Genomic DNA, 22,270 nt, shown 5'->3' on the forward strand with positions numbered 1-22,270 from the left:
CGACGACTCCCGTCACCGTACGTCTACTGTCGTCCGGGTGCCGAACCCCACAGCGCCCCGCCCGCCGAAGATCCCGAACCGGCGTCCGCCGGCGCGTACGGACAGCGACGGTGCGTCGCTGCTGGACGGCGACAGCTACACCGGCGAGCGCTACGACCGGGTCGACCTGAGCGACCGCGACCTCCGGCACTCCACGTTCTCCGAGTGCAGCTTCGCCGGCACCGTGCTGACCGGCGCGGACCTGACCGGTGCCCACCTGGTCGAGTCCGAGCTGACCGAGGTGGAGGCCGCCCACCTGACCGCCCCGCGCAGCCTGTGGCGGCACACCGCCATCCGGCGCTCGCGGCTCGGCGCCGTGGTGGCCTACGAGGGCAGCCTGGACGGTCTGGTGGTCGCCGACACCGAGATCTCCTTCCTGAACACCCGGTCGGGCACCTGGAAGGACGTGCTGCTGCAACGCTGCGTGATCGACGAGCTCGACCTCGTGGGCGCCAAGCTGACCCGGGTCCGGTTCGAGGACTGTCAGGTCCGCTCGCTCGAGCTGACCGGAGCCCGCTGCACCGACGTCGACCTGCGCACCACCCAGCTGCGCGAGATCAGCGGGCTCGCGGGGCTGGGCGGCTGCACCATCAGCCCCGACCAGCTCACCGACCTGTCCGGCGCCCTGGCCGCCCACCTCGGCATCTCGGTGGCGCCGGCCTGATCACCGGGCCCTCGGGCGTGGCGAGCGGGCCTCGGAATCAGTGCGCGGGAGGACGGTCGGAGGCGACGGCCGTCGGGTCGTGCACCACCGGCGCCAGCCGGGCCCAGAGCAGGAACAGCAGCCCGAGCACCAGCATGCCGATGCCGAGCAGCAGGTTGATGTGGATGCCGGCGGACTTGGCGATCTCCTCCGGCGAGGTGAACAGACCGTAGATGGTCAGCGCCACGCCGTAGAAGGTGAATAGCGCGCCGATCAGGATGCGCAGGTCGAACAGCTTCGAGGCCGCGGACTTGGGTGCGTCGTCGGCTGCGAGCTCTTCGGAGGTCGGTTCGTGCTTGGCCATGTGCTTTCCCTCCCTCAGATGAAGATGATCGACAGGACGGCGACGATACCCAGGGCGGTGAAGCCGAGGAGCTTGGGCGACTCGTACCACTTGCGGACGTAGCCCTCGTGCGGGTCACCCGCGTCCGGATCGGGCACACCCCAGACCAGGCCCCTGAGCTCGTGGACCGGCTTGGAGGTGGTGAACAGGGTGACCACCACGGTCACCACGGCGTCCACCACGAAGGCGACGATGGCGCCGTAGAAGTTGAGCATCTGGGCGTTGATCTCGCCGTCCAAGGACTGGCCGGCGTAGAAGTACGCGATCTTCGGACCGATCAGGTACTGGAAGGTGACCGCGGCGACGAAGCCCGAGACCAGGCCGAAGAAGCCGGCCCAGGGGGTCGTGCGCTTCCAGAACATGCCGATGATGAAGGTGGCGAAGACCGGGGCGTTGAAGAAGGAGAACAGCGTCTGGATGTAGTTCATGATGTTGCTGAACTGCGACGCGATGAAGGCGGTGCCGATGCCCACCACGATGCCGACGACGGTGACGATCCGCCCGACGTTGAGGTAGTAGTGGTCCGGCTTGTTCTTCTTGACGTAGGTCTGCCAGATGTCGTAGGTGAAGACCGTGTTGAACGAGCTGACGTTGGCCGCCATGCCGGCCATGAAGGCGGCCAGCAGACCGGCCACCGCGATGCCCAGGGTGCCGTTCGGCAGGTAGTGGTTCATCAGGGCCGGGATCGCGTCGTTGTAGGTGGTGCCCGACCCCTCCTTGCCGAAGCCGGGGAAGATCGCGATCACGATCAGGCCGGGGATGATGGTCAGCGCCGGGATGAAGATCTTCGGGAAGGCGCCGATCAGCGGGGTCCGCTCGGCGGCTGACAGGTTCTTGGCCGACAGGGCCCGCTGGACCTCGGTGAAGTTCGTGGTCCAGTAGCCGAAGGACAGGACGAAGCCGAGGCCCATCACGATGCCGATCCAGTCACCCAGCGGGTTGGTCCAGCTCCCCACCCCGGAGCCGCCCCACGGAGAGAAGAAGTTCTCCGTCCCGGCCTGGGCGGAGACCTTGGCCTCCAGCCCCGACCAGCCGCCGACGTCCTTGAGGCCGATGATCACCAGCGGGATCAGGCCGGCGATGATCACGAAGAACTGCAGCACCTCGTTGTAGATGGCGCCGGACAGGCCACCGAGGGTGATGTAGGCCAGCACGAACACGGCGGACAGCAGGATGGACAGCCACTGGGGCCAGCCGAGCAGGGCCTGGATGACCAGCGAGAGGGCGTACAGGTTGACGCCGGCGGTGAGGACGCTCGCCGCGGCGAAGCTCAGGGCGTTCCACAGGTGGGTCGGCCGGTTGAAACGGCGGCGCAGGTACTCCGGCACGCTGCGGACCTTGGAGCCGTAGTAGAACGGCATCATCACCAGGCCGAGGAACACCATGGCCGGCACGGCGCCGATCCAGTAGAAGTGCACCGTCGAGGTGCCGTACTGCGCCCCGTTGGCCGCCATGCCGAGGATCTCGATGGCGCCCAGGTTGGCCGAGATGAAGGCGATGCCCGTCACCCAGGCCGGTAGGGACCGTCCCGAGAGGAGGAAGTCCTCCGACGTCGCGATGGCCCGGCGGGCCAGCACGCCGATCGTGACCACCAGGCCGAAGTAGACGAAGAGCAAGCCGTAGTCGAACAGGTTGACGTCGAGACGCGTCATCGGAGCCTCCTCGGGCGGCGATGGGGGAAGCGGCCGTCCACGCCGGATTATGTCCTCCTGAGAGAACTCAAACAAGACCCTGAGAGACACAGTTGTCACTTGCGTCACATTCGTCGATCGCTTGTCGACGTTACCGACGAGTAGCATAATCAAGTTACTGACCAGTAACTTGCGTCTCCGGGAGCCTCGATGAGCCACTACAAGTCGAATCTGCGCGACATCTTCTTCAACCTCTTCGAGGTCCTGGGCCGTGACGAGGTGCTGGGCCACGGCCCGTACGAGGACATGGACCACGACACCGCCGTGGCCGTGCTGACCGAGATCGAGCACCTCGCGACCACCAAGCTGGCCACCACCTACGCCGACGGCGACCGCCACCCGCCCGTCTACGACCCCGAGACGAAGTCCGTCGCGCTGCCGGAGTCGTTCAAGAGGTCGTACGCCACGATGATGGACGCGGGCTTCTACAACCTGGAGCTGCCCGCGGAGCTGGGCGGCCAGCCGAGTCCGCCGTCGTTGCAGTGGGCGGTCAACGAGCTGAACCTCGGCGCCAACCCCGCCCTGTTCATGTACTCCGCGGGCCCGAAGTTCGCCACCGTGCTGTGGCAGAACGGGACCGAGCGGGACCGGCGGATCGCGCAGATCATGATCGACCGCCAGTGGGGCGCCACGATGGTGCTGACCGAGCCGGATGCCGGCTCCGACGTCGGCGCGGGTCGGACCCGGGCGATCCCCCAGCCCGACGGCTCCTGGCACCTGGAGGGCGTCAAGCGGTTCATCACCTCCGGCGAGCAGGACATGACCGAGAACATCGTGCACCTGGTGCTCGCCCGCCCGGTGGGGGTGGAGGGCGCCGGCGGTCCCGGCACGAAGGGCCTGTCGCTGTTCATCGTGCCGAAGTGGCACTTCGACCACGAGACCGGCGAGCTGACCGGCGAGCGCAACGGTGTCTTCGCCACCAACGTGGAGAAGAAGATGGGCATCAAGGTGTCCACCACCTGCGAGCTGACCTTCGGTGACGGTGCGCCTGCCCAGGGGTGGCTGCTGGGCGAGGTGCACGACGGCATCGCCCAGATGTTCCAGGTGATCGAGCACGCCCGGATGCTGGTCGGCACCAAGGCGATCGCCATGCTGTCCACCGGCTACCTGAACGCGCTGGACTACGCGAAGTCGCGGGTGCAGGGCGCCGACCTGGCCGCCGCCGGCGACCGGACCGCACCCCGGGTGACGATCACCCACCACCCCGACGTCCGGCGCTCCCTGATGACGCAGAAGGCGTACGCCGAAGGCCTTCGCTCGCTGGTCCTGTACACGGCCAGCGTGCAGGACCGGGTGGCGATGGCCGCCGCCGAGGGCCGCACCGACGCTGACGCCGAGCGGCTGAACGACCTGCTGCTGCCCGTGGTCAAGGGCTACGGCTCGGAACGCTCCTGGGTGCTGCTGGGCACGGAGTCCCTGCAGACCTTCGGTGGGTCCGGTTTCCTCACCGACTACCCGTTGGAGCAGTACGTCCGCGACGCCAAGATCGACACCCTGTACGAGGGCACCACCGCCATCCAGGGGCAGGACCTGTTCTTCCGCAAGATCGTCAAGGACCAGGGGCGGGCACTGACCGACCTGTCCACCCAGATCAGCGCCCTGATCGAGGCGGAGGCCGGCAACGGCCAGCTGAAGGAGGAGCGCGACCTGCTGGAACGAGGTCTGGAGAACGTCGGCGAGATCGTCGCCTCGATGATCATGACGCTGCGGTCCTCGGCCCCCGGCGCCCCCGAGGGCGATGTGCGCAACGTCTACAAGGTGGGCCTGAACACGACCAGGTTGCTGATGGCGATCGGTGACGTGGTGTGCGCCTGGCTGCTGCTGCGCGGTGCCGAGGTCGCGCTGACCCGGCTGGGCGGCGAGCTGTCAGCCGCAGACCAGGCGTTCTACGAGGGCAAGGTGGCCTCGGCCCGCTGGTTCGCGCGGACCGTGCTGCCGAAGCTGGCCGCCGAGGTGCAGATCGCCGAAGCCACCGACCTGGCCGTGATGGACCTGCCGGAAGCCGCCTTCTGACCTGACCGCGGAGGGTGCTCTCGCAGCGGTGGCCACTACCCTCACAGCAATGACCGGCCCCAACGGAACGACCTCATCCTGCTGCGCACCCGCAGGCAACCGCGGTGCCGCCGACCACTCGGCCACGGCTGTCCCGGCGGCGGCGCAGGCGGCGGCCCCTGCACCTCAGTGGATCCACCTTCCGGGCGGAACGTTCCTGATGGGCACCGACGATCGAGAAGGCTTCCCCGACGACGGCGAGGGCCCCGTCCGTCAGGTCGACGTGCGTTCCTTCGCCATCGACGCCACCGCCGTCACCAACTCCAGCTTCAGCGCCTTCGTCGAGGCGACCGGCTACCGCACCGAGGCGGAGGCCTGGGGATGGTCCTACGTCTTCGCCAAGTTCCTCCCGGCCGCCATCCGCAAGATCTCACCCCGGCCGCCGACCACCCCCTGGTGGTGCGCCGTGCAGCAGGCGGAGTGGCGACATCCCGAAGGACCGGGCACCGACCTCGCCGACCGCGAGGACCATCCGGTCGTGCACGTCTCCTGGTCCGACGCAGCCGCCTACTGCGCCTGGGCGGGCGGTCGGCTGCCCACCGAAGCCGAGTGGGAGTACGCCGCTCGCGGCGGCATCGACGGAGCGCGGTACCCGTGGGGTGACGACCTCACCCCGGACGGACAGCACCTGTGCAACATCTGGCAAGGGCAGTTCCCGGTCAAGAACACCGCCGACGACGGACACCACGGCACCGCGCCGGTGCGCAGCTTCCCGGCCAACGGGTTCGGCCTCTACGAAGTCGCCGGGAACGTGTGGGAATGGACGGCGGACTGGTGGTCCACCGACCATCAGGGCCACCCGACGTCGAACCCCGCCGGGCCGAAGGCAGGCACGGCGAAGGTGATGAGGGGCGGGTCGTACCTGTGCCACGCCTCCTACTGCAACCGCTATCGCGTCGCCGCCCGTACCCGCAACGACCCCGACAGCTCGTCCGGCAACCAGGGGATCCGCTGCGCCTACGACAGCGACACAGCACCGGGTGAAGGCCCGCTTTCGATGATCACCATCGGCAGCCCCGTGCGATAGCGGCCTCCTCCTGGTGAGGGAGTCGCGCGACCACCGACCGTGGTCGGACGACGCACGCCGGCGGCGCTCATCACGGCAGCCCGCAGGTGGTGCAGCCCTGGGTGCAGAATGGCGGCATGACCCCCGCCATCCCCACCCTGTCCTTCGGCCGCACCGGCCACGAGAGCACCCGTGTCCTGTTCGGCGCAGCCGCCCTGGGCGACGTGACCCAGGAGCAGGCCGACCAGACGATGGAGCTGGTCATCTCCTACGGCATCAACCACATCGACACCGCCCGTTCCTACGGCGACGCCGAGCTGCGGCTCGGACCGTGGATGGAGACCCACCGGGACCAGTTCTTCCTGGCCACCAAGACCGGGGAGCGGACCCGGGAGGGGGCGACCCGCGAGATCGGGGAGTCGCTGGAGCGGCTCCGGACCGATCACCTCGACCTGATCCAGCTGCACAACCTGGTCGAGGCCGACGAGTGGGAGACGGCCTTCGCCCCGGGCGGCGCTCTGGAGGCCGTGGTCGAGGCCAAGGAGCAGGGGCTGGTCTCCCACATCGGCGTGACCGGTCACGGGGTGACCGTGGCCGCGCAGCACCTGCGGTCGCTCGAGCAGTACCCGTTCGACTCGGTGCTGTTGCCCTACAACTTCGCCATGTCCAACAACACCGCCTACCTGGACGACTTCGAGCAGCTGGTGGCGGTGTGCGCGGAGCGGCAGGTCGCGGTGCAGACGATCAAGTCGATCACCCGCGCGCCCTGGGGTGACCGGGAGCAGACGGCCAGCACCTGGTACGAGCCGCTGACCGACTCCGACGCGATCGACACCGCGGTCGCCTGGGTGCTCGGCCGCGAGGGCTTGTTCCTGAACACCGTCGGCGACGTGACCATCCTGCCGTCGGTGCTGGCCGCGGCGGCCAAGGTGTCCGGTCGGCCTGACGAGCAGGCCATGCGGTCCCTCGAGGAGTCGTTCGGTCTTCAGCCGCTTTTCACCTGAGCCCTTCCCTGATGTCAGCGGCGTCGGCGATGCTGCTGCGATGACGCTTCGACGCCTGAGTGCGTACGCCGTGGGGTTCGGCCTGCTGATCGCGGGGCTGGTGGCCGTCCCGCAGCAGGCGCACGCCGCCGACCCGATCCCGATCGCGGAGATCCAGGGGACGGGAGCAACAACGCCTCGTGCCGGCCAGGTCGTCACCACGACGCCCTCGAGGGTGACAGCGGTCTATGGTCAGGGATCGACCGCGGAGCTTCGCGGTTTCGTCATCCAGACCGCCGGCACCGGCGGTCCGGGCCGCGACCTCAGCCGCGCCTCGGACGCCGTGTTCGTGTTCATGAACAACACGCCGTTCTCGGTCCAGGTCGGCGACGCGGTCAGCGTGACCGGCACAGTCGGCGAGTTCTCCGGGCTGACCCAGCTCGCCGGCACGGTCACCATCACCCGGCTGACCGGGACCGTCCCGGCCGTCCGCCCGTTGACCGGGCTGTCGTGGGCCTCCACGGTCACCCAGCGCGAGAACCTCGAGTCCATGCTCTACGCCAGCGACGAGCGCTTCACGGTCAGCGACACCTTCCCGCTGCTCCGCTTTGGTGAGCTGGGCCTGAGCAGCGCCGAGCTGCCGCTGCAGCCGACCGAGGTGGCCCGCCCCGGAACTCCCGAGGCCGCGGCCCAGGCGGCCCGCAACCTGGCCGTCCGGGTCAACCTGGACGACGGCTCCAACCGCGGCTACACCCGGACGGCGACCCTGGCGGCCCGGCCACTGCCCTACCTCTCGGTGGGCGTCGACGTGGCCGTCGGCGACCGGCTGCGGTTGACCGAGCCGGTCATCGTGGACTACCGGAACAGCGCCTGGAAGTTCAACCCGACCACGCCGACGGCGCCGGGGTCTGAGCCGGCCAGCATCCGTGCCGTGGCCGACGACCGCGCCCCCCGGGTCGGCGGTGCCCTGTCAGTGGCGTCGTTCAACGTGCTCAACTACTTCACCACCACCGGCTCCGGCCGCAACAGCTGCACGGGTGGCAACCTGGCCACCGACGACACCTTCAACGTGACCTTCGACTGCGACGTCCGGGGGGCCTGGGACCCGGCCGACCTGCAGCGGCAGCAGACCAAGATCGTGACCGCCCTGAACACCCTCGACGCCGACGTGGTCGGCCTGATGGAGATCGAGAACTCGGTGGTCCTCGGTGAGCAGCCGGACGAGGCGCTGGCCTCCCTGGTCGGTGCCCTCAACCGGGCGGCCGGCTTCCGGAAGTGGGCCAACGTCCCGTCGTCGACCGAGCTGCCGGCGACGGCCGACCAGGACGTGATCACCAACGCACTGATCTACCAGCCGCGCTGGGTGCGCCTGGACGGTCCGGCCCGGGCGCTCGGTGCCGCCGCCGGAGCCGACGGGGCCTTCGCCAACGCGCGGACCCCGATCGCCGCCTCCTTCACCCCGTGGTCCGGCGGCGACCCGGTGCTCGTGGTGGTCAACCACCTGAAGTCCAAGGGCGCCGACGGCGCCACCGGCGACAACGCCGACAGCGGCGACGGTCAGGGCGCCTACAACGGCGACCGGGTCCGGCAGGCCCAGGCGCTGCGGGACTGGGTCCCGCAGGTGCAGCGGTCCGAGGACGTGCAGTCGGTGGCGCTGGTCGGCGACTTCAACTCCTACGGCGCCGAGGACCCCCTGCAGGTGCTTTACGCGGCCGGCTACGACAACGCCGCGCCCGCCGACGAGTGGTCCTACTCGTTCAGCGGTCTGGCCGGGTCGCTGGACCACGTGCTGCTCAACCCCGCGGCGCGCGACCGGCTCACCCGGGCGGACATCTGGAACATCAACGCGGGCGAGTCGCCGGCCCTGGAGTACTCGACCTACAAGACGACGGCCGACGACTACTACGCCCCCGACGCCCGCCGGTCCTCCGACCACGACCCGGTGGTGGTGGGTCTGCGACGGCGGTGACGGCGGGTGGTCTGACCGTCAGGACGCCGGGATCCAGGCGCTGACCCGCCAGCCGTCCGCACCGGGATGGATCTCGGTGCGGCCACCGAGCTCCTCGGCCCGCTCCTGGATGGACCGCAGCCCGACCCCGGCGAGGTACGTCGGCGGCGGGGCACCGTCGTCCTGCACCACCAGGTGGAACTCGCCCGAGTCTGAGGCCAGCCAGACCGCGACTCCCGTGCCGAGCGAGTGTCGCTGCGCGTTGGTGATCGCCTCCGTGGCGATCCGGTAGACGGCCAGCTCGACGGCCGGGCTGAGCGGACCGAGCTCGTCGGACGTCGTCACCTTCACCGGGAGTCGACCTGCTCGCGCTGCCTGCTCCCGGACCGCCCCGACGAGTCCCAGCTCCTCCAGCGCGAGCGGGCGCAGTCCGTAGACCACTCGCCGCACGTCGGCCAGCGCATCCCGGATCCCGACCCGCGCCTCGGCCAGCAGCTCGGCGGCCGCCACCGGGTCCGAAGCGAGTCGGTTGGCGGCCGCATCGGCCCGGAAGGCTGCGTTGGTCAGTGTGGGTCCCAGTCCGTCATGCAGGTCCCGGTGCAGCACGGAACGCTCACTCTCGCGGGCCTGCACCACCTGCGTCCGGGAATCGCGCAGCGCCTGGACCAGCCCCCGCTCCCGCAGCAGCAGGGCGAGGGGTCCGACCAACAGCGCCAGCGCGTCGGCGTCGGCCCGGTGCAGCCGGGACTCGCCCGCCCGCAGCGCCACGTCGAGTCGACCCAGCAGCCGGTCGCGGCTGCGCAGCGGGATGGTCGACGACGGCCAGTCGGCATCGGTCACCGACCCGGTCCGGGCGATCGGGCTGCCATCGACGTCATGGACGGCGAGGGCCGGCAGACGCAGCGCCGACCGGGCCGTCTCCAGGACCTGATCGAGGTCGTCGACCTGGTCGAGACCACGGCCGATGAGAGCGGCGGCGGCGGCTGGCTCGGCTCGACGTCCGTAGAACAACCGGGTGATCAGTCGCTGCAGTCCCGTCCGGACAGGGTTGAGGGCCAACGCCACGACGATGGCCGAGGTGACCGGTCCCCAGGTCGCCAGGTCCGCGGGCAGCACGGCTGCCGCCAGCGCCACCAGACCCACGTACGCCAGCAGGACGGCGGCGATCAGCAGCCCGTAGAGCAGAGCCCGGGAGACGACCAGCCGGATGTCGAGCAGCTGGTGGCGCACGATCGCGAGGGCGATGGCGACGGGCACGCAGACGAAGCTGAGCAGCAGCAGCTCCGGACCGCGCCCGGTGATCGCCCGTTCCAGGTTCAGCACCAAGATCACCAGCACGGCCAGCACCAGCCAGAGGATCTGGCCGCGAACCTGCTCACTCCCCCGGCGGTAGCGCAGCACCAGTGACACGACGGCCGCCACGGTCACGATCAGATCGGCCACCTGGACGATCACGTTGGCAGCCACGGAGTCGGGAGCCAGGAACCAGCCGGCCACCGCCAGGGCCAGCGCCACCCCGACCGCCCAGACCAGCCACCACCAGCGCCTCGACGGCAACCGGCCGTCCGGGAAGAGCAGCAGGAGCAGGGCGAACGGGGGTCCCAGACCCAGCTTCCAGGCGAGCCCCATCAGCTGCAGACACAGGGCGATCGCCCACTCCGGCCAGCCCGCGACCGGACCCCACGTGTACCCGGCGAGTCCGATCCCCGCGAGCAGGTGTCCCACCCCACCGAGGGCCAGGAGCAGCACCAGCAGGTTGCGCGGTCGGTGCCAGGCGATCACCACGGCCGGCGCCAGGAAGCCGATGCCGATCACCGGGTTCGTCAACGAGTACGCCGTGAGCGGGAGCCCGGTGGCGTGGGCGAGCCCGGTCAGGAAGAGCCCGACGGCGAGCAGCAGCAGCCCGACCGCCGCGATCGTCAGACTGACCGCCCGGCCGCCGGGGGCCGCACTCACCGCGCTCCCCCGGCGCCCAGACCGGCCTCGCGGGCCCGGACGATGGCCTCCGCTCGCGTGACGACCCCGAGCTTGGTGAAGATCGCCGAGATGTGGTTGCCGACCGTCTTGGGCGACAGCTGCAGCCGGGCGGCGATGGTGGCGTTGCCGAGCCCGCGAGCGATCAGCTCGAGCACCTCCCGCTCCCGCGGGGTGAGCCCCAGTGACGCGACGACCGGAACCGAGGTGACGCGGCCCAGCACGTGCTCGGCGATCGAGCGGCTGAGCACGGTGTCGCCGGAGGCGACCGTACGGATGGCTCGCTCGATCTCGCTGCTCTCGGCCCCCTTCAACAGGTAGCCGCGCGCACCGGCCGCCAGGGCGCCCTCGACGAGGGCGTCCTCGTCGAACATGGTCAGCACCAGGACCGCCACGCCGGGAGCCCGCTCCCGGATCTGCCGGGTCGCTTCCACACCGTCCAGATCCGGCATCCGCAGGTCCATCACGACCACGTCCGGTCGGTGCGCGACCGCGGCCTCGACCGCTTCCCGGCCGGTCCCGACCTGCCCGACGACGTCCAGCCCGTCGAGGGTGTCCAACAAGGCGATCAGCCCACCCCGGACGATGGGGTGGTCATCGGCGACCAGCACCCGTACGCGGTCGTCGACGGATCGCTCCGGGTCGACGGATCCCTTGAGGTCGATGGGGGACATGGCGTCATTATCGGCGGCAGGGCTGCGGTGCGCCTGGGGGCCAGCCCCCGTACCGGGTCGGGAGATCCTCCCGGTCGGACCCGAGGCGAAGGGGTCGCTGACCTCAGGCGCAGGCCGGCGGAGCGCCGAACACTGAGGTCATGACCACCTCCCAGTCCACCAGCCCGGCGGTCGCGACCGACGCGCCGACCACGAAGCCCGGCGGACTCCGTCTGCTGACGGCCGTCCTGATGCCGATCGGACCGGCGGCCGTCGCCGTCATCCGCCTGATCTACCCGCCGGACGCGGCCACCGCGATCACCCAACCCGCCACCATGGAAGCGGTGCTGTGGTTGGGTTTCGTCGCCACCTTCACCCTGATCCCGGGCGCCTACGCAGCTCTGGGGCTGCTGCGTCACCCGACGCCGCGGCTGTACCTGTGGACCGGCGCTTTCCTGTTGCCGGGCTACCTGGCCATGATGACTCTCGGCTTCTTCGACACGCTGTGGGCTGCGGCCCCGGCGGCCGGCCTCACCCTGGCGCAGGTCGAGGCCCTCGGACTGGCGGCCGAGAGCGCGGGGCCCGGCCTGGTCACCCTGTTGATCTTCGTGGTGGGTCACATCGTCGGCACCGTGCTGCTCGGGGTGGCGTGCCTTCGGGCCCGGCTGATGCCCACGGTCGTCGCCGTCGCCTTGATCATCTCCCAGCCCTTGCACCTGGTCTCGGTGATCACCGCTCAACCCGTGCTCGATCTGGTGGCCTGGGGACTGACCGCCGTCGGCATGGCCTTCCTCGCCGTTCGCCGGGCCACCTCGGACGCCTGAAGATGCTGGGCTTCCTGAGCGACCGGTTCCTGGTCGTAGCGCGGACTCCGGCCTCCGTCGCGGGGCGACAACGTGAAGCCACCGGGCTGCTACAACGGTCCGTCGATCACCAGGGTCGCCTCGGTACCGACGGTCCCCCACCGCGGGGTCGGCGCTGTCCGGTGTCCGGCGTCCACGCGACGGGGAGCGTCGACGCGTTGGTCACCGGGCGACCTCGACCCAGCGGCCACCCTCGTGCATCGACGTGATCACGGCGACCGCCACCCGGCTGGCGGCCAGGCCGTCGGCCGCACTGGCCAGCGGGCTCGGCGCGCCGGCGGCCACCGAGGCGACCCAGGCGCCCAGCTCGAGCCGGTAGGCGTCGGCGAACCGGGGCCGCCAGTCCAGCGGGTAGCCGGTGGACCGGTTCCGGCCCAGGTCGACCGCAACCAGGGCCGGGTCGGTGAGCGACAGTGCGCCCTTTTCGCCCAGCACCTCGGTGCGGAGGTCGTAGCCGTACTCGGCGTTCACGTACATGTCGACCGAGGTGAGCACGCCGTCGGCCGTCCGCAGCAGCGTGAGCGAGGGGTCGGCCAGGCCGGCGGGCACCGTGCTGGTCGCGCGTCCGGCGAGCCAGGCCACCGAGCTGACCGGCGAGCCGAGCAGCCACGGTATCGAGTCCAGCTCGTGGATGACGGAGTTCGTGATGATCGACTCCGAGGTGGTGCCGGGATAGCTGACCACGTTGCGGCTCGCGCCGGTCACCCGCAGCACCGGGCCGATCACGCCGGCGTCGATGGCCGCCTTGAGCTCGGTGTGTGCCGGGTCGAAGCGCCGCATGAAGCCCAGCGACAGCAGGTTCCCGCCGGCCGCCGCCTCGGCGGCGACGATCTCCTCGCACTCGGCCAGCGTCGGCGCCAGCGGCTTCTCACACAGCGTGGGCTTCCCGGCGGCCACGGCGGCCAGTGCGTACGCGTAGTGGGTGGAGTCGTGCGAGGCGATGATCACCGCGTCGACCTCGGGGTCAGCGATCAGGGCGTCGCCGTCGGAGGCCACCCGGGCCCCGGACGCGGCGGCGACCGCCTCGGCCGTCGCCCGGTCGTAGTCGGCGACCACCGTCACCGCCGCCCCGGCCACGAAGCGCTGCAGGTTGCGGATGTGGTCCGCTCCCATGTTGCCGGTTCCGATGACGCCGATGCGCACGGTCATGAACGAAGCCTTTCGTGAGTGGAAGAGCGTCTCCGGACGGCACTCTTTTCCGGCGTCCGGAACGCGATGAACGAGCGAGAAGCTGCGGAGTTCAGGACCGCGGAGCGCGGAGCGCGACCATGGAACACGGTCATGAACGAAGCCTCTCGTTGAGCGGACCGCCCACGCTAGCGCTTGTCAAATTGTCCTGACAAGTAACGGTCGTCGACGAGCGCCTCCACCGCGGCCCGGGCCGCGGCTCCGATGGCAGCATCGGCTTCCGGCTGCTCGGCCGCGTTCACCGACGAGGTCGTGAGCGCGACGACCACCACACGGTCCCCGTCCGAGGTCTGGCACACCCCGGCCTCGTGACGCAGGTGCAGGAACGTGCCGGTCTTGCTGCGGAGCGTGGTCAGGTCGCTGACCAGCTCACCTGCGAAACGGTGCCGGGTGAGCTGATGGCCCAACGCGACGCGCAGCTCGGCGGTCGCCCGCGGATCGGCGATCCGGTCGGTCCACACGTCGGCGAGCAGGGCCGCCAGGCCCGCGGCGTCACCCGCGTTCGCCCGCGCCGGGTCGAGCTGGGCGATCGGGTGTCCCCCGCCGGGGGTCCCGCCGCGGATGGCGAGCTCCATCAGGTACGCCGAGCTCGCCTCGGGGAGGCTGGCCACGGTGTCGTGCAGCTCCTTGATGCGGTGCCGCACCACCAGGCCCCGGTGACCCCAGGCGGCCAGCTGCTCGGTGACCTCGGTCGGCGTCACCAGGCCCAGCAGCGCGTCCGTCGCGGCGTTGTCGCTGACCGAGAGGGACATGGTGACGAGGTCCCGGACGGCCACGGTGGCGGGGTGGGCGAAGAGCGAGAGGCCGCTGGGACCGGGGGTGCGAAGGACCGGGTCGAGCTCGACCGCACACCCCGGATCGAGGACGCCGCGGGAGATCCGGTCCAGGACCACGAGAGCGATCGGCACCTTGACCACGGAGGCGAGTGGCAGCACCCGGTGGACGTCGAAGCCCAGCTCGCTGCCGCTGTCGAGGTGTCGGGCCACGAAGCCTCCGGCCAGTCCGCTGCGACGCCAGTCCTGGGCGATGTCGGCGGCCACCCGTACGAGCGCGCCCGAGGTGCCTGCCACCGCGGCACCGGTCATCGGCGATCGCTCCCGGAGTCCAGCCGACCGACGACCCGGGTGAGCTGGTCGTCGGTCAGCAGTCCGGGTCGGGCGACCACGTCCTGGTGCCGGACCAGCGACAGACCGCGGATCGGCCGCCAGCCGAGACCGAACGTCGCAGCCTCGGTGGCGGTGCAGACCAGGACGTCGTCGTACTCGTGCAGCTGGGTCAGGGTCTCGGTCCGCTCCGAAGCCCCCACCACCTGCTCGGCGCCCAGCCCGTGGCCGTGGGCGAGCTGGCTCAGCGGATCGCGCACCGCCGGTACGTCGTCCTCCGGCTGCAGGTGGATCCGCCGCGCCCGGTCGTCACGCTGCCGGACGGACCGCCGGAGCTGGGACAGACAGAGGGGACGACCGTCGTCCGTCTCGGCCAGTCCGAGACCGAGGACCGACGTGACGCCCCCGGCACCCTGGGGCACGGACAGCACGGCGATGTCGACCAACCCGCTCAGCCACAGCCGCGACCGTTCCTCCGGGTCGTCCTCGCTCAGTCCGATCCGGATCGGGGCCAGGCCCCGGCGGATGCTGGCCAGCGTGCGCGGATCGAGATGTCGCGGGACAGCCATCACCAGCTCGGGATCGGGTTCCCGGGCCGCCTGGGTCAGCAGGTCCCAGCGGCCCAGCAGCTCGTCGACGTGCGGCAGCACCCGCTCCCCCAGCCCGGTGAGCGTCGCCGAACGGGTCGAGCGTTCCAGGAGGGGCCCCCCGAGACGCCGCTCCAGAGCGGCCACCCGTCGGCTCACCACCGGCTGGGGAACCCCGCACCGCTGCGCGCCGCGGGTGAAGCTGGACTCCTCGGCGACCAGCCGGAACGCCTGCAGAGCGTCGATCAGGTCCATCGTCCGACCCTAACCAGGCGGCCCTCACCAGCTGTCATGCCGCAGAGGCATGAATCGACACCGAACGTGTTGGCCGCCGGGCCCGGTGATTCGTGACGGTGGAGCCATGACCACACCCGACTCCGCCATCGTGTCGACCGTCGCGGCGAGCCCCGTCCGTCGCCGCACCCTGCTCACTGCGTCCACCGCCCTCGTCCTCGGCGCCGCGCTGCCGGCCGGCGACCACACAACCGCCCGGGCGGCCGACACGACCGATTCCTCGGTCGCCGCCCTCGAGCGACGCCATGGACGCATCGCCGCCGTGTACGCCCGCAACCTGCGGACCGGCCGGACGCTGCTCCACCGGCCCGACCGGGCGATGCCGATGTGCTCCCTGTTCAAGGTGATCGCTGTCGCGGCAGTCCTCCGCGGGGAGCTGGTGGTGCCCGACCGACGGGTGCTCGAGCGCCCGGTCCACCTCCCGCCGGCCGCCCTGGTCGAGAACTCCCCGTACGTCGAGGAGTGCTTCGCCACCGGTCGGATCCCGACCGTGGCCGACCTGTGCCGCGCAGCACTGCAGCGCAGCGACAACACCGCCGGCAACGCGTTGCTGTCAGTGATCGGCGGTCCGGCCGGTCTGACCCGGAGCGCCCGCAGGCTCGGGGACGACACCACCCGGCTCGACCGCTGGGAGCCGGAGCTGAACTCCGCCGAGCCGGACCGGCGCACCGACACCACCTCGGCCCGGGCCATCGCGCGGACCTACAGCTGGCTGCTGCTGGGACCCGCCCTGCCCGCCCCCGACCGACGGCGACTGCGCGGCTGGATGCTCGGCAACGAGACCAGCGGAGGCCGGCTGGGCAAGGCGCTCCCTCCCGGTTGGCGGCTGGCGGACAAGACCGGCGCCGGAGCGTACGGGGTGGTGAACGACGCCGGTGTGGCCTGGGGGCCGGACGGGACGCCGGTCCTGCTCTCGGTGCTCACCCGGTCCGCGGACGAGGGCGCGGCGAACGACAACGAGCTGGTCGCCGAGATCGGGCAGCTCTGCTTCGCGCGCCTGACCTGAGCCGAGTCGGAGCGCCGGCCCTCCAGAGGGGCGGCTCAGCCAGGACAGCCCGGGACTGGACCGCTCAGGACAGGACGAGCGCCAGCCCCGGGTCGGAGAGGATCTGCGCGACGTCGGCGAGGAAGGTCGAACCCTGCTGGCCGTCGGCCAGCCGGTGGTCGAAGGACACCGCGATCGTGGTCACCCACCGCGGCTCGATCCGCTCGTCGTCGCCGGAACCCACCACCCAGGGCTTGCGAACGATCTGCCCGATGGCCAGGATGCCGGCTTCGCCCGGGTTGAGGATGGGCAAGCCCCCGTCGACACCGAAGACACCGATGTTGGTGATCGTGAAGCTGCCGCGGGCCAGGTCGGCGGGCGGCGTCTTGCCGGACCGGGCCATGGTCACCAGAGAACCGAACGCCTGGGCCAGCTCCAGCAAGGACAACCGGTCGGCGTCCTTGATGTTGGGCACGATCAGCCCACGGGGGGTGGCGGCCGCGATCCCCAGGTTGACGCCCCCCTTCAGCACGATCTCCTGGGCGGCCTCGTCCCAGGACGAGTTCAGCTCCGGGTTGCGCTTCAGCGCGATCAGCACGGCCTTGGCCACCAGCAGCAGCGGGGAGACCTTCACCTCGGCGAAGTCGCGCCGGGCCTTGATGGTGCGGACCAGCTCCATCGTGGCGGTGACGTCGGCCTCCACCCACACGGTCACGTGCGGCGCGGTGAAAGCCGACTGCACCATGGCCGCCGCGGTCGCCTTGCGGACGCCCTTGATCGGGATGCGGCGGTCGGCCCCCGCCGCGACCGGTACGGGGCTCGGAGTCGCGACGGGGTCGGGGTCCGACGCGCGCGCGGCGGCCGCCTCCACGTCGTCCCGGGTGATCACGCCGCCCGTGCCGGTGCCCGTCAGCGAGCCGAGGTCGACCCCCAGGTCCCTGGCCAGCTTCCGTACGGGGGGTTTGGCCAACACCGCACCGGACGACGGGGGCACCGTCTCCGGGGCGGCCGGTCCGGGCGGGGGCAGCGGTCCGCCGTGCGACTGCGCGGGTGCCGGCCGCAGCGGCTCGCGATGGTCGGCGCGGCGCGACACCGGGGTGTCGACGGCGAAGGTGCTGTTCACCTGCTCGTGGGTCTCGACCGGTGCGGTCTCGCCGCCACCGGCGGTCTTGCGGGGACGTCGTCGCGTGTCGGCCGCCTTGGCGCCGTAACCGACCAGGTTGGCGACCCGCTCGCCGCCCTCGTCGGCTCCCGCCGCGGGCTCGGCCGCCGGAGTGGCCGGCACCTCGGTGCCGTCCTCGATGGCGATGATCGGCCGGCCGACGTCGACGGTGTCACCCTCGGCGACCAGCAGCTGGGTGACCGTGCCCGCGTACGGGCTCGGCAGCTCGACCAGCGACTTGCTGGTCTCGATCTCCAGCAGGATGTCGTTGACCTTGATCTCGTCCCCGACAGCCACCCGCCAGGTAACGATGTCGGCCTCGACCAGACCCTCGCCCGGGTCGGGCAGCCGGAACTCCTTGATCGCCACGCGGCGCTCTCCTCTTCGAGATTCTCAGTGGGCAGTGGTCCCCGGGGGCGGGGCTTCAGTAGGCCAGGGACCGGTCGACGGCATCGAGCACCCGGTCCAGATCCGGGAGGTACTGGTCCTCCACCCGGCTCGGCGGGTAGGGGATGTCGAAGCCACCGACCCGCAGCACCGGCGCCTCGAGGGAGTAAAAGCACTGCTCGGTGATCCGGGCGGACAGCTCCGCCCCCAACCCCAGGTTGATCACCGCCTCGTGCACCACCACCGCGTGGCCGGTCTTGCGGACTGAGGTCACGACGGTGGCCATGTCGATCGGTGACAGGGTGCGCAGGTCGATGACCTCCAGGGACCGCCCCTCGTCCGCCGCCGCGCCCGCCGCGTCGAGGCACGTCTTCACCATCGGGCCGTAGCAGAGCACCGTCACGTCGGTGCCCGGGCGGACGACTCTCGCGCTGTGCAAGGGGATCGGGGGGATGGAGGTGTCGAGCTCGGCCTTCTCGTGGTAGCGCCGCTTGGGCTCGAAGAAGATCACCGGGTCGTCGGAGGCGATCGCCTGCTGGATCATCCAGTAGGCGTCGACCGGGTTGGAGCAGGTGACCACCTTGAGTCCGGGTACGTGGGCGAAGAGCGTCTCCGGGGACTCGCTGTGGTGCTCGACCGCACCGATGCCGCCACCGGACGGGATCCTGATCACGATCGGCATTTTCTGGCGACCGGCGGACCGGTTGTGGAACTTCGCGACCTGGCTGACGATCTGGTCGAAGGCCGGGTAGACGAAGCCGTCGAACTGGATCTCGCAGACCGGGCGGTAGCCGCGCATGGCGAGTCCCACCGCGGTGCCGACGATGCCGGACTCGGCCAGCGGGGAGTCGATCACCCGGTGCTCGCCGAAGTCCTTCTGCAGGCCCTCGGTGACCCGGAACACCCCACCAAGCTTGCCGATGTCCTCGCCCGCCAGCAGCACCTTGGGGTCGGCTTCGAGGGCCCGCCGCAGTCCGGCGTTGAGGCCCTTGGCCAACGTGATCCTGCTCGTCCGGCCGGGGTCGCCGGGTCTGGTGGAGTCGGTCATCACTGCCTTCCCGTCACGGCGTCGTCGCCGGGACCACCGTCCGCCTGGAAGCTCGCCGCGTACTCGGCGTACCAGCGCTGCTGGTCGACCAGGTGCGGCGTCTGCTCGGCGTACACGTTGTCGAACAGGGCCAGGAACTCCGGATCGGGCAGCGACAGCAGCCCCGAGCGGATCCGGGCCGCCATCGCGTCGGCGTCGGTCTCCACGTCGGCGAAGAACGCGTCCTCGACCGCCCCGGTGCGGGTCAGGTAGGCCCGGACCCGCTCGATCGGGTCCTTCAGCCGCCAGTGCTCCAGCTCGTCGGCCAGCCGGTACTTGGTCGGGTCGTCGGAGGTGGTGTGCGCCCCCATCCGGTACGTGTACGCCTCGATGAACGTCGGGCCGTTGCCGGAGCGGGCCCGCTCGAGGGCCTGGGAGGTGACGGCGTGCACGGCCAGCACGTCGTTGCCGTCGACCCGGACCCCGGGGAAGCCGAAGCCGGACGCACGACGGTAGAGCGGGATCCGCGACTGGCGCTCGATCGGCTCGGAGATCGCCCACTGGTTGTTCTGGCAGAAGAAGACGATGGGGGCGTTGTAGGAGCTGGCGAAGATGAACGCCTCGTTGACGTCACCCTGGCTGGTCGCCCCGTCACCGAAGTAGCCGATGACCGCCGCGTCGCGGGCGGGGTCGCCGGTGCCGACCAGACCGTCGCGCTCGATCCCCATCGCGTAGCCGGTGGCGTGCAGCGCCTGGGCGCCGATGACGATCGTGTAGAGGTGGAACCGGGTCTTCGCCGCGTCCCACCCACCGAGGTCGACACCGCGGAACAGTCCGAGCAGCTGCAGCGGGTCGACCCCCATGGTCCAGGCCACGCCGTGCTCGCGGTAGGTCGGGAACACCACGTCCTGGTCGGTCATCGCCCGGCCGGAGCCGATCTGCGCGCCTTCCTGACCCAGGCAGGAGGCCCACAGCCCCAGCTCACCCTGACGCTGCAGGGCGGTGGCCTCGGAGTCCAGGCGCCGGGTCATCACCATGTCGCGGTAGAAGCCCTTGACCTGCTCGTCGTCCCCGGTGAAGGCGTAGTCCGGATGGTCGATCCGGAGGCCCTCGGGAGTCAGCAGCTGAACGAGTTCGGGGTCACCGTTGCCCACTCGAGCGTCCTCTCGTCATTGGGACGCAAGGGTTGCGCCGCCTGGTCCCCGGCGGGTCCGCCACCGGGCCCCGAGTGCGGGATCGCCGCGTGTCGGGTCGTGCTGGAACGAAGGTGAACTCAACGTACCGCTCCCGTTCACGTCTATGGAAAACAAGTTGCATGTCCTACTTGTCGTGTTCACAGTGGACCCGTTCGGTCAGTACGGATCGGGTCGGTGAGCCGGCACGACGAAGAGCAGAGGAGGCGTCGAGATGTCCATCGAGGTCCGGGCGTTCGACACGCCCTCATCCGTTCTCTCTTCGGGAGTCATCACCCATCATGTCCGTCTCATCACCCGCGGCCTCGCCCGACGGCGAGCCCGCCCGCTTCACTGATCTCGACCCCTACACAGATCTCGACCCCTTCACCGATCTCGACCCCTTCACCGATCTCGACTACGTCCCGCTGCCGGACGAGCTGCCCGCTGGGCAACGGTGGTCCACCTGGGACGACATCGGGATCCTCGCCGGTCCCGACCCGTGGCCGGACTGGCTGATCACCGCGGACGCCGCGATCGACACCGACCTCGGCATCCTCAAGACCGGCAAGGAAGCCGACGTCATCCTGGTGGAGCGCGCCACCGACACCGACGCGGTGATCATGGCCGCCAAGCGCTACCGGACCAACGACCACCGGATGTTCCACCGCGACAGCGGCTACACCGAAGGCCGTCGGATCCGCCGCAGCCGGGACCGCCGGGCGGTGGCGAAGGGCAGTCGGTGGGGCCGCCAGGTCGAGGCCGGCGAGTGGGCGACCGCTGAGTTCGGCTACCTGTCCACGCTGTGGAGCGCCGGTCTGCCCGTCCCCTACCCGGTGCAGCTGGACGGCACCGAGCTGCTGATGGAGTTCATCACCCTCGCCGACGGCTCGGGTGCTCCGCGGCTGGCCCAGACCCGCCCGTCGGCGGAGCTGCTGGCGGAGTACCTGGACCAGCTCCGGACGGCGATGTGCACGATGGCCGCGATGGGTCTCACCCACGGCGACCTGTCGGCGTTCAACATCCTGGCCACCGAGGAACGGGTGGTGATCATCGACGTGCCGCAGGCCGTGAACATCATCGGCAACCCGCAGGGTCCCGAGTTCCTGGCCCGGGACTGCCGCAACGTCGCGACCTGGTTCACCGCCCGCGGGCTGGAGGTGGATGCGGAGACGCTGCTGGGCGAGGTGATCGCGTACGCCTGGTAGGAAGACGGCGTGCTCCTCCAGCTGCCGTTCGTCGGCGCGTACGACTGGCCGCTCGCCCTGCGGATGATCGGTGCGCACGCGGTGCCCGGTGGTGAGACCACCGATCCCGTCACCGGTGCGCACCGCCGCCTTCTGCCGGGCTCGTCCGGGCCGGTGGCGGTGACCGTTCGCCCGGACGCGTCCGCGATCACCGTCGATCTGGACAGCGGGAGCGCGCCGGTGACCGACGACGACCTGGCCGTGGTCGCCCAGCGGGTCCGGCACTGGCTCGATCTGGACCTCGATCCGGCCGGGCTGGCGGCCGTCTTCGACACCGATCCCGTGCTCGGGCCGTTGGTGCGGGAGCGACCGGGACTACGTCGGGTGCGCTACCCCGACTCGTTCGAGGCCGCGATCTCGACAGTGCTCGGGCAGCAGGTGTCGCTGGCCGCCGCCCGCACGTTCGCCGGGCGGCTGGTGGCGGCCTACGGCTGCCCGGGACCGAGGGGGTTGACCGCCTTCCCGACCGCGGACCGGCTGGCCGGCGCCGACCTGGAGGACGTACGGTCCGCGATCGGCATCACCGGCTCCCGGGCGCGGACGCTGCTGGCCGTGGCCGAGCTGTTCGCCGGCGCCGACCCGTGGCCGCTCCCGTTGCCACCGGAGCAGTGGGACGAGCGGGCCACGACCCTGCTGGCCCTGCCCGGCGTCGGTCCGTGGACCCGGGACTACCTGCGGATGCGGCTGTTCGGCGATCCCGACGCGGTGCCGGTCGGCGACCTGGTGCTGCGCCGGGCTCTCGGAGTGGCCAAGGACCGGGACGTCCCCGCCGCCATGGAGCGCTGGCGTCCGCAGCGCGCCTACGCCGTCTTCCACCTCTGGGCGTCAACGGCGTGGTGAGGGGAGGTGACGGAAACGCGCCC

Annotated in this window: 19 protein-coding genes; 9 read left to right on the forward strand and 10 right to left on the reverse strand. The window is 70.8% G+C overall.

All coding sequences use genetic code 11. From position 1 onward, the window contains the following. Window positions 1–37 precede the first annotated feature (37 nt). On the forward strand, window positions 38–703 hold the full coding sequence (locus ABD714_RS08390; protein WP_344811862.1) for a pentapeptide repeat-containing protein: 666 nt from the start codon (window positions 38–40) through the stop codon (window positions 701–703). A gap of 37 nt (window positions 704–740) precedes the next feature. Here ABD714_RS08390 and ABD714_RS08395 read toward each other — a convergent pair whose 3' ends face one another. Further along, window positions 741–1,046, reverse strand: a complete 306-nt coding sequence (locus tag ABD714_RS08395; protein WP_344811863.1) for a hypothetical protein — start codon at window positions 1,044–1,046, stop codon at window positions 741–743. Between the two features lie 14 nt (window positions 1,047–1,060). Then, the gene (locus ABD714_RS08400) at window positions 1,061–2,737 is read right to left on the reverse strand and encodes a sodium:solute symporter family protein (protein ID WP_344811864.1); all 1,677 of its coding nucleotides are present in this window, start codon (window positions 2,735–2,737) and stop codon (window positions 1,061–1,063) included. A 189-nt stretch (window positions 2,738–2,926) separates the two neighbouring features. Here ABD714_RS08400 and ABD714_RS08405 point away from each other — a divergent pair, with 189 nt between their 5' ends. The 4 genes from ABD714_RS08405 to ABD714_RS08420 all read left to right on the forward strand — a co-directional run bounded on the left by ABD714_RS08405 (window position 2,927) and on the right by ABD714_RS08420 (window position 8,786). Continuing rightward, window positions 2,927–4,789 carry an acyl-CoA dehydrogenase gene (locus ABD714_RS08405; RefSeq protein ID WP_344811865.1) on the forward strand — a complete coding sequence of 621 codons (1,863 nt, stop codon included), beginning with the start codon at window positions 2,927–2,929 and terminating at the stop codon, window positions 4,787–4,789. Window positions 4,790–4,838: 49 nt separating this feature from the next. Further along, window positions 4,839–5,855 (forward strand): formylglycine-generating enzyme family protein, encoded by a 1,017-nt coding sequence (locus ABD714_RS08410; protein ID WP_425562360.1) that lies wholly within the window; start codon window positions 4,839–4,841, stop codon window positions 5,853–5,855. A 116-nt stretch (window positions 5,856–5,971) separates the two neighbouring features. Then, window positions 5,972–6,838 (forward strand): aldo/keto reductase, encoded by an 867-nt coding sequence (locus tag ABD714_RS08415; protein WP_344811866.1) that lies wholly within the window; start codon window positions 5,972–5,974, stop codon window positions 6,836–6,838. 40 nt (window positions 6,839–6,878) lie between these two features. Beyond that, a complete protein-coding gene (locus ABD714_RS08420) occupies window positions 6,879–8,786 on the forward strand; it encodes an ExeM/NucH family extracellular endonuclease (RefSeq protein ID WP_344811867.1) in 1,908 nt (635 codons plus the stop codon). A gap of 18 nt (window positions 8,787–8,804) precedes the next feature. On the opposite strand, the gene ABD714_RS08425 is transcribed toward ABD714_RS08420, so the two are convergent. Both ABD714_RS08425 and ABD714_RS08430 read right to left on the reverse strand, forming a co-directional pair. Further along, the gene (locus ABD714_RS08425; RefSeq protein ID WP_344811868.1) at window positions 8,805–10,721 is read right to left on the reverse strand and encodes a sensor histidine kinase; all 1,917 of its coding nucleotides are present in this window, start codon (window positions 10,719–10,721) and stop codon (window positions 8,805–8,807) included. After that, the gene (locus ABD714_RS08430) at window positions 10,718–11,413 is read right to left on the reverse strand and encodes a response regulator transcription factor (protein WP_344811869.1); all 696 of its coding nucleotides are present in this window, start codon (window positions 11,411–11,413) and stop codon (window positions 10,718–10,720) included. The genes ABD714_RS08425 and ABD714_RS08430 overlap by 4 nt, the downstream gene beginning before the upstream one ends. A 140-nt stretch (window positions 11,414–11,553) precedes the next feature. Between ABD714_RS08430 and ABD714_RS08435 the strand changes: the two genes are divergently transcribed. After that, window positions 11,554–12,216 carry a hypothetical protein gene (locus ABD714_RS08435; RefSeq protein WP_344811870.1) on the forward strand — a complete coding sequence of 221 codons (663 nt, stop codon included), beginning with the start codon at window positions 11,554–11,556 and terminating at the stop codon, window positions 12,214–12,216. Window positions 12,217–12,417: 201 nt separating this feature from the next. Here ABD714_RS08435 and ABD714_RS08440 read toward each other — a convergent pair whose 3' ends face one another. The 3 genes from ABD714_RS08440 to ABD714_RS08450 all read right to left on the reverse strand — a co-directional run bounded on the left by ABD714_RS08440 (window position 12,418) and on the right by ABD714_RS08450 (window position 15,388). Next, window positions 12,418–13,404, reverse strand: coding sequence for a Gfo/Idh/MocA family protein (locus ABD714_RS08440; protein WP_344811871.1), 987 nt, complete (start codon window positions 13,402–13,404; stop codon window positions 12,418–12,420). Between the two features lie 167 nt (window positions 13,405–13,571). After that, entirely contained in the window at window positions 13,572–14,528 is a 957-nt protein-coding gene (locus tag ABD714_RS08445; protein ID WP_344811872.1) for a serine hydrolase, read from the reverse strand. Next, entirely contained in the window at window positions 14,525–15,388 is an 864-nt protein-coding gene (locus ABD714_RS08450; protein ID WP_344811873.1) for a LysR family transcriptional regulator, read from the reverse strand. Before ABD714_RS08450 ends, ABD714_RS08445 begins: the two co-directional genes overlap by 4 nt. Window positions 15,389–15,494: 106 nt before the next feature. Here ABD714_RS08450 and bla point away from each other — a divergent pair, with 106 nt between their 5' ends. Then, the gene (gene bla / locus ABD714_RS08455) at window positions 15,495–16,433 is read left to right on the forward strand and encodes a class A beta-lactamase (RefSeq protein ID WP_344811874.1); all 939 of its coding nucleotides are present in this window, start codon (window positions 15,495–15,497) and stop codon (window positions 16,431–16,433) included. Window positions 16,434–16,497: 64 nt separating this feature from the next. Here the strand turns inward: bla and ABD714_RS08460 are convergent, their stop codons facing one another. The 3 genes from ABD714_RS08460 to pdhA all read right to left on the reverse strand — a co-directional run bounded on the left by ABD714_RS08460 (window position 16,498) and on the right by pdhA (window position 20,142). Next, window positions 16,498–17,937, reverse strand: coding sequence for a dihydrolipoamide acetyltransferase family protein (locus ABD714_RS08460; RefSeq protein ID WP_425562373.1), 1,440 nt, complete (start codon window positions 17,935–17,937; stop codon window positions 16,498–16,500). A gap of 61 nt (window positions 17,938–17,998) precedes the next feature. Further along, complete coding sequence (locus ABD714_RS08465) at window positions 17,999–19,009, reverse strand: alpha-ketoacid dehydrogenase subunit beta (RefSeq protein ID WP_344811876.1); 1,011 nt, start codon at window positions 19,007–19,009, stop codon at window positions 17,999–18,001. Continuing rightward, window positions 19,009–20,142, reverse strand: a complete 1,134-nt coding sequence (gene pdhA / locus ABD714_RS08470) for a pyruvate dehydrogenase (acetyl-transferring) E1 component subunit alpha (RefSeq protein ID WP_344811877.1) — start codon at window positions 20,140–20,142, stop codon at window positions 19,009–19,011. The genes ABD714_RS08465 and pdhA overlap by 1 nt, the downstream gene beginning before the upstream one ends. Window positions 20,143–20,462: 320 nt before the next feature. Between pdhA and ABD714_RS08475 the strand changes: the two genes are divergently transcribed. Both ABD714_RS08475 and ABD714_RS08480 read left to right on the forward strand, forming a co-directional pair. Continuing rightward, window positions 20,463–21,368 (forward strand): serine protein kinase RIO, encoded by a 906-nt coding sequence (locus ABD714_RS08475; RefSeq protein ID WP_344811878.1) that lies wholly within the window; start codon window positions 20,463–20,465, stop codon window positions 21,366–21,368. Between the two features lie 9 nt (window positions 21,369–21,377). Beyond that, window positions 21,378–22,247, forward strand: a complete 870-nt coding sequence (locus ABD714_RS08480) for a DNA-3-methyladenine glycosylase family protein (protein ID WP_344811879.1) — start codon at window positions 21,378–21,380, stop codon at window positions 22,245–22,247. Window positions 22,248–22,270: the final 23 nt, after the last annotated feature.

It is taken from the genome of Microlunatus aurantiacus, from assembly GCF_039536605.1.
In the GTDB taxonomy this organism is placed as follows: domain Bacteria; phylum Actinomycetota; class Actinomycetes; order Propionibacteriales; family Propionibacteriaceae; genus Microlunatus; species Microlunatus aurantiacus.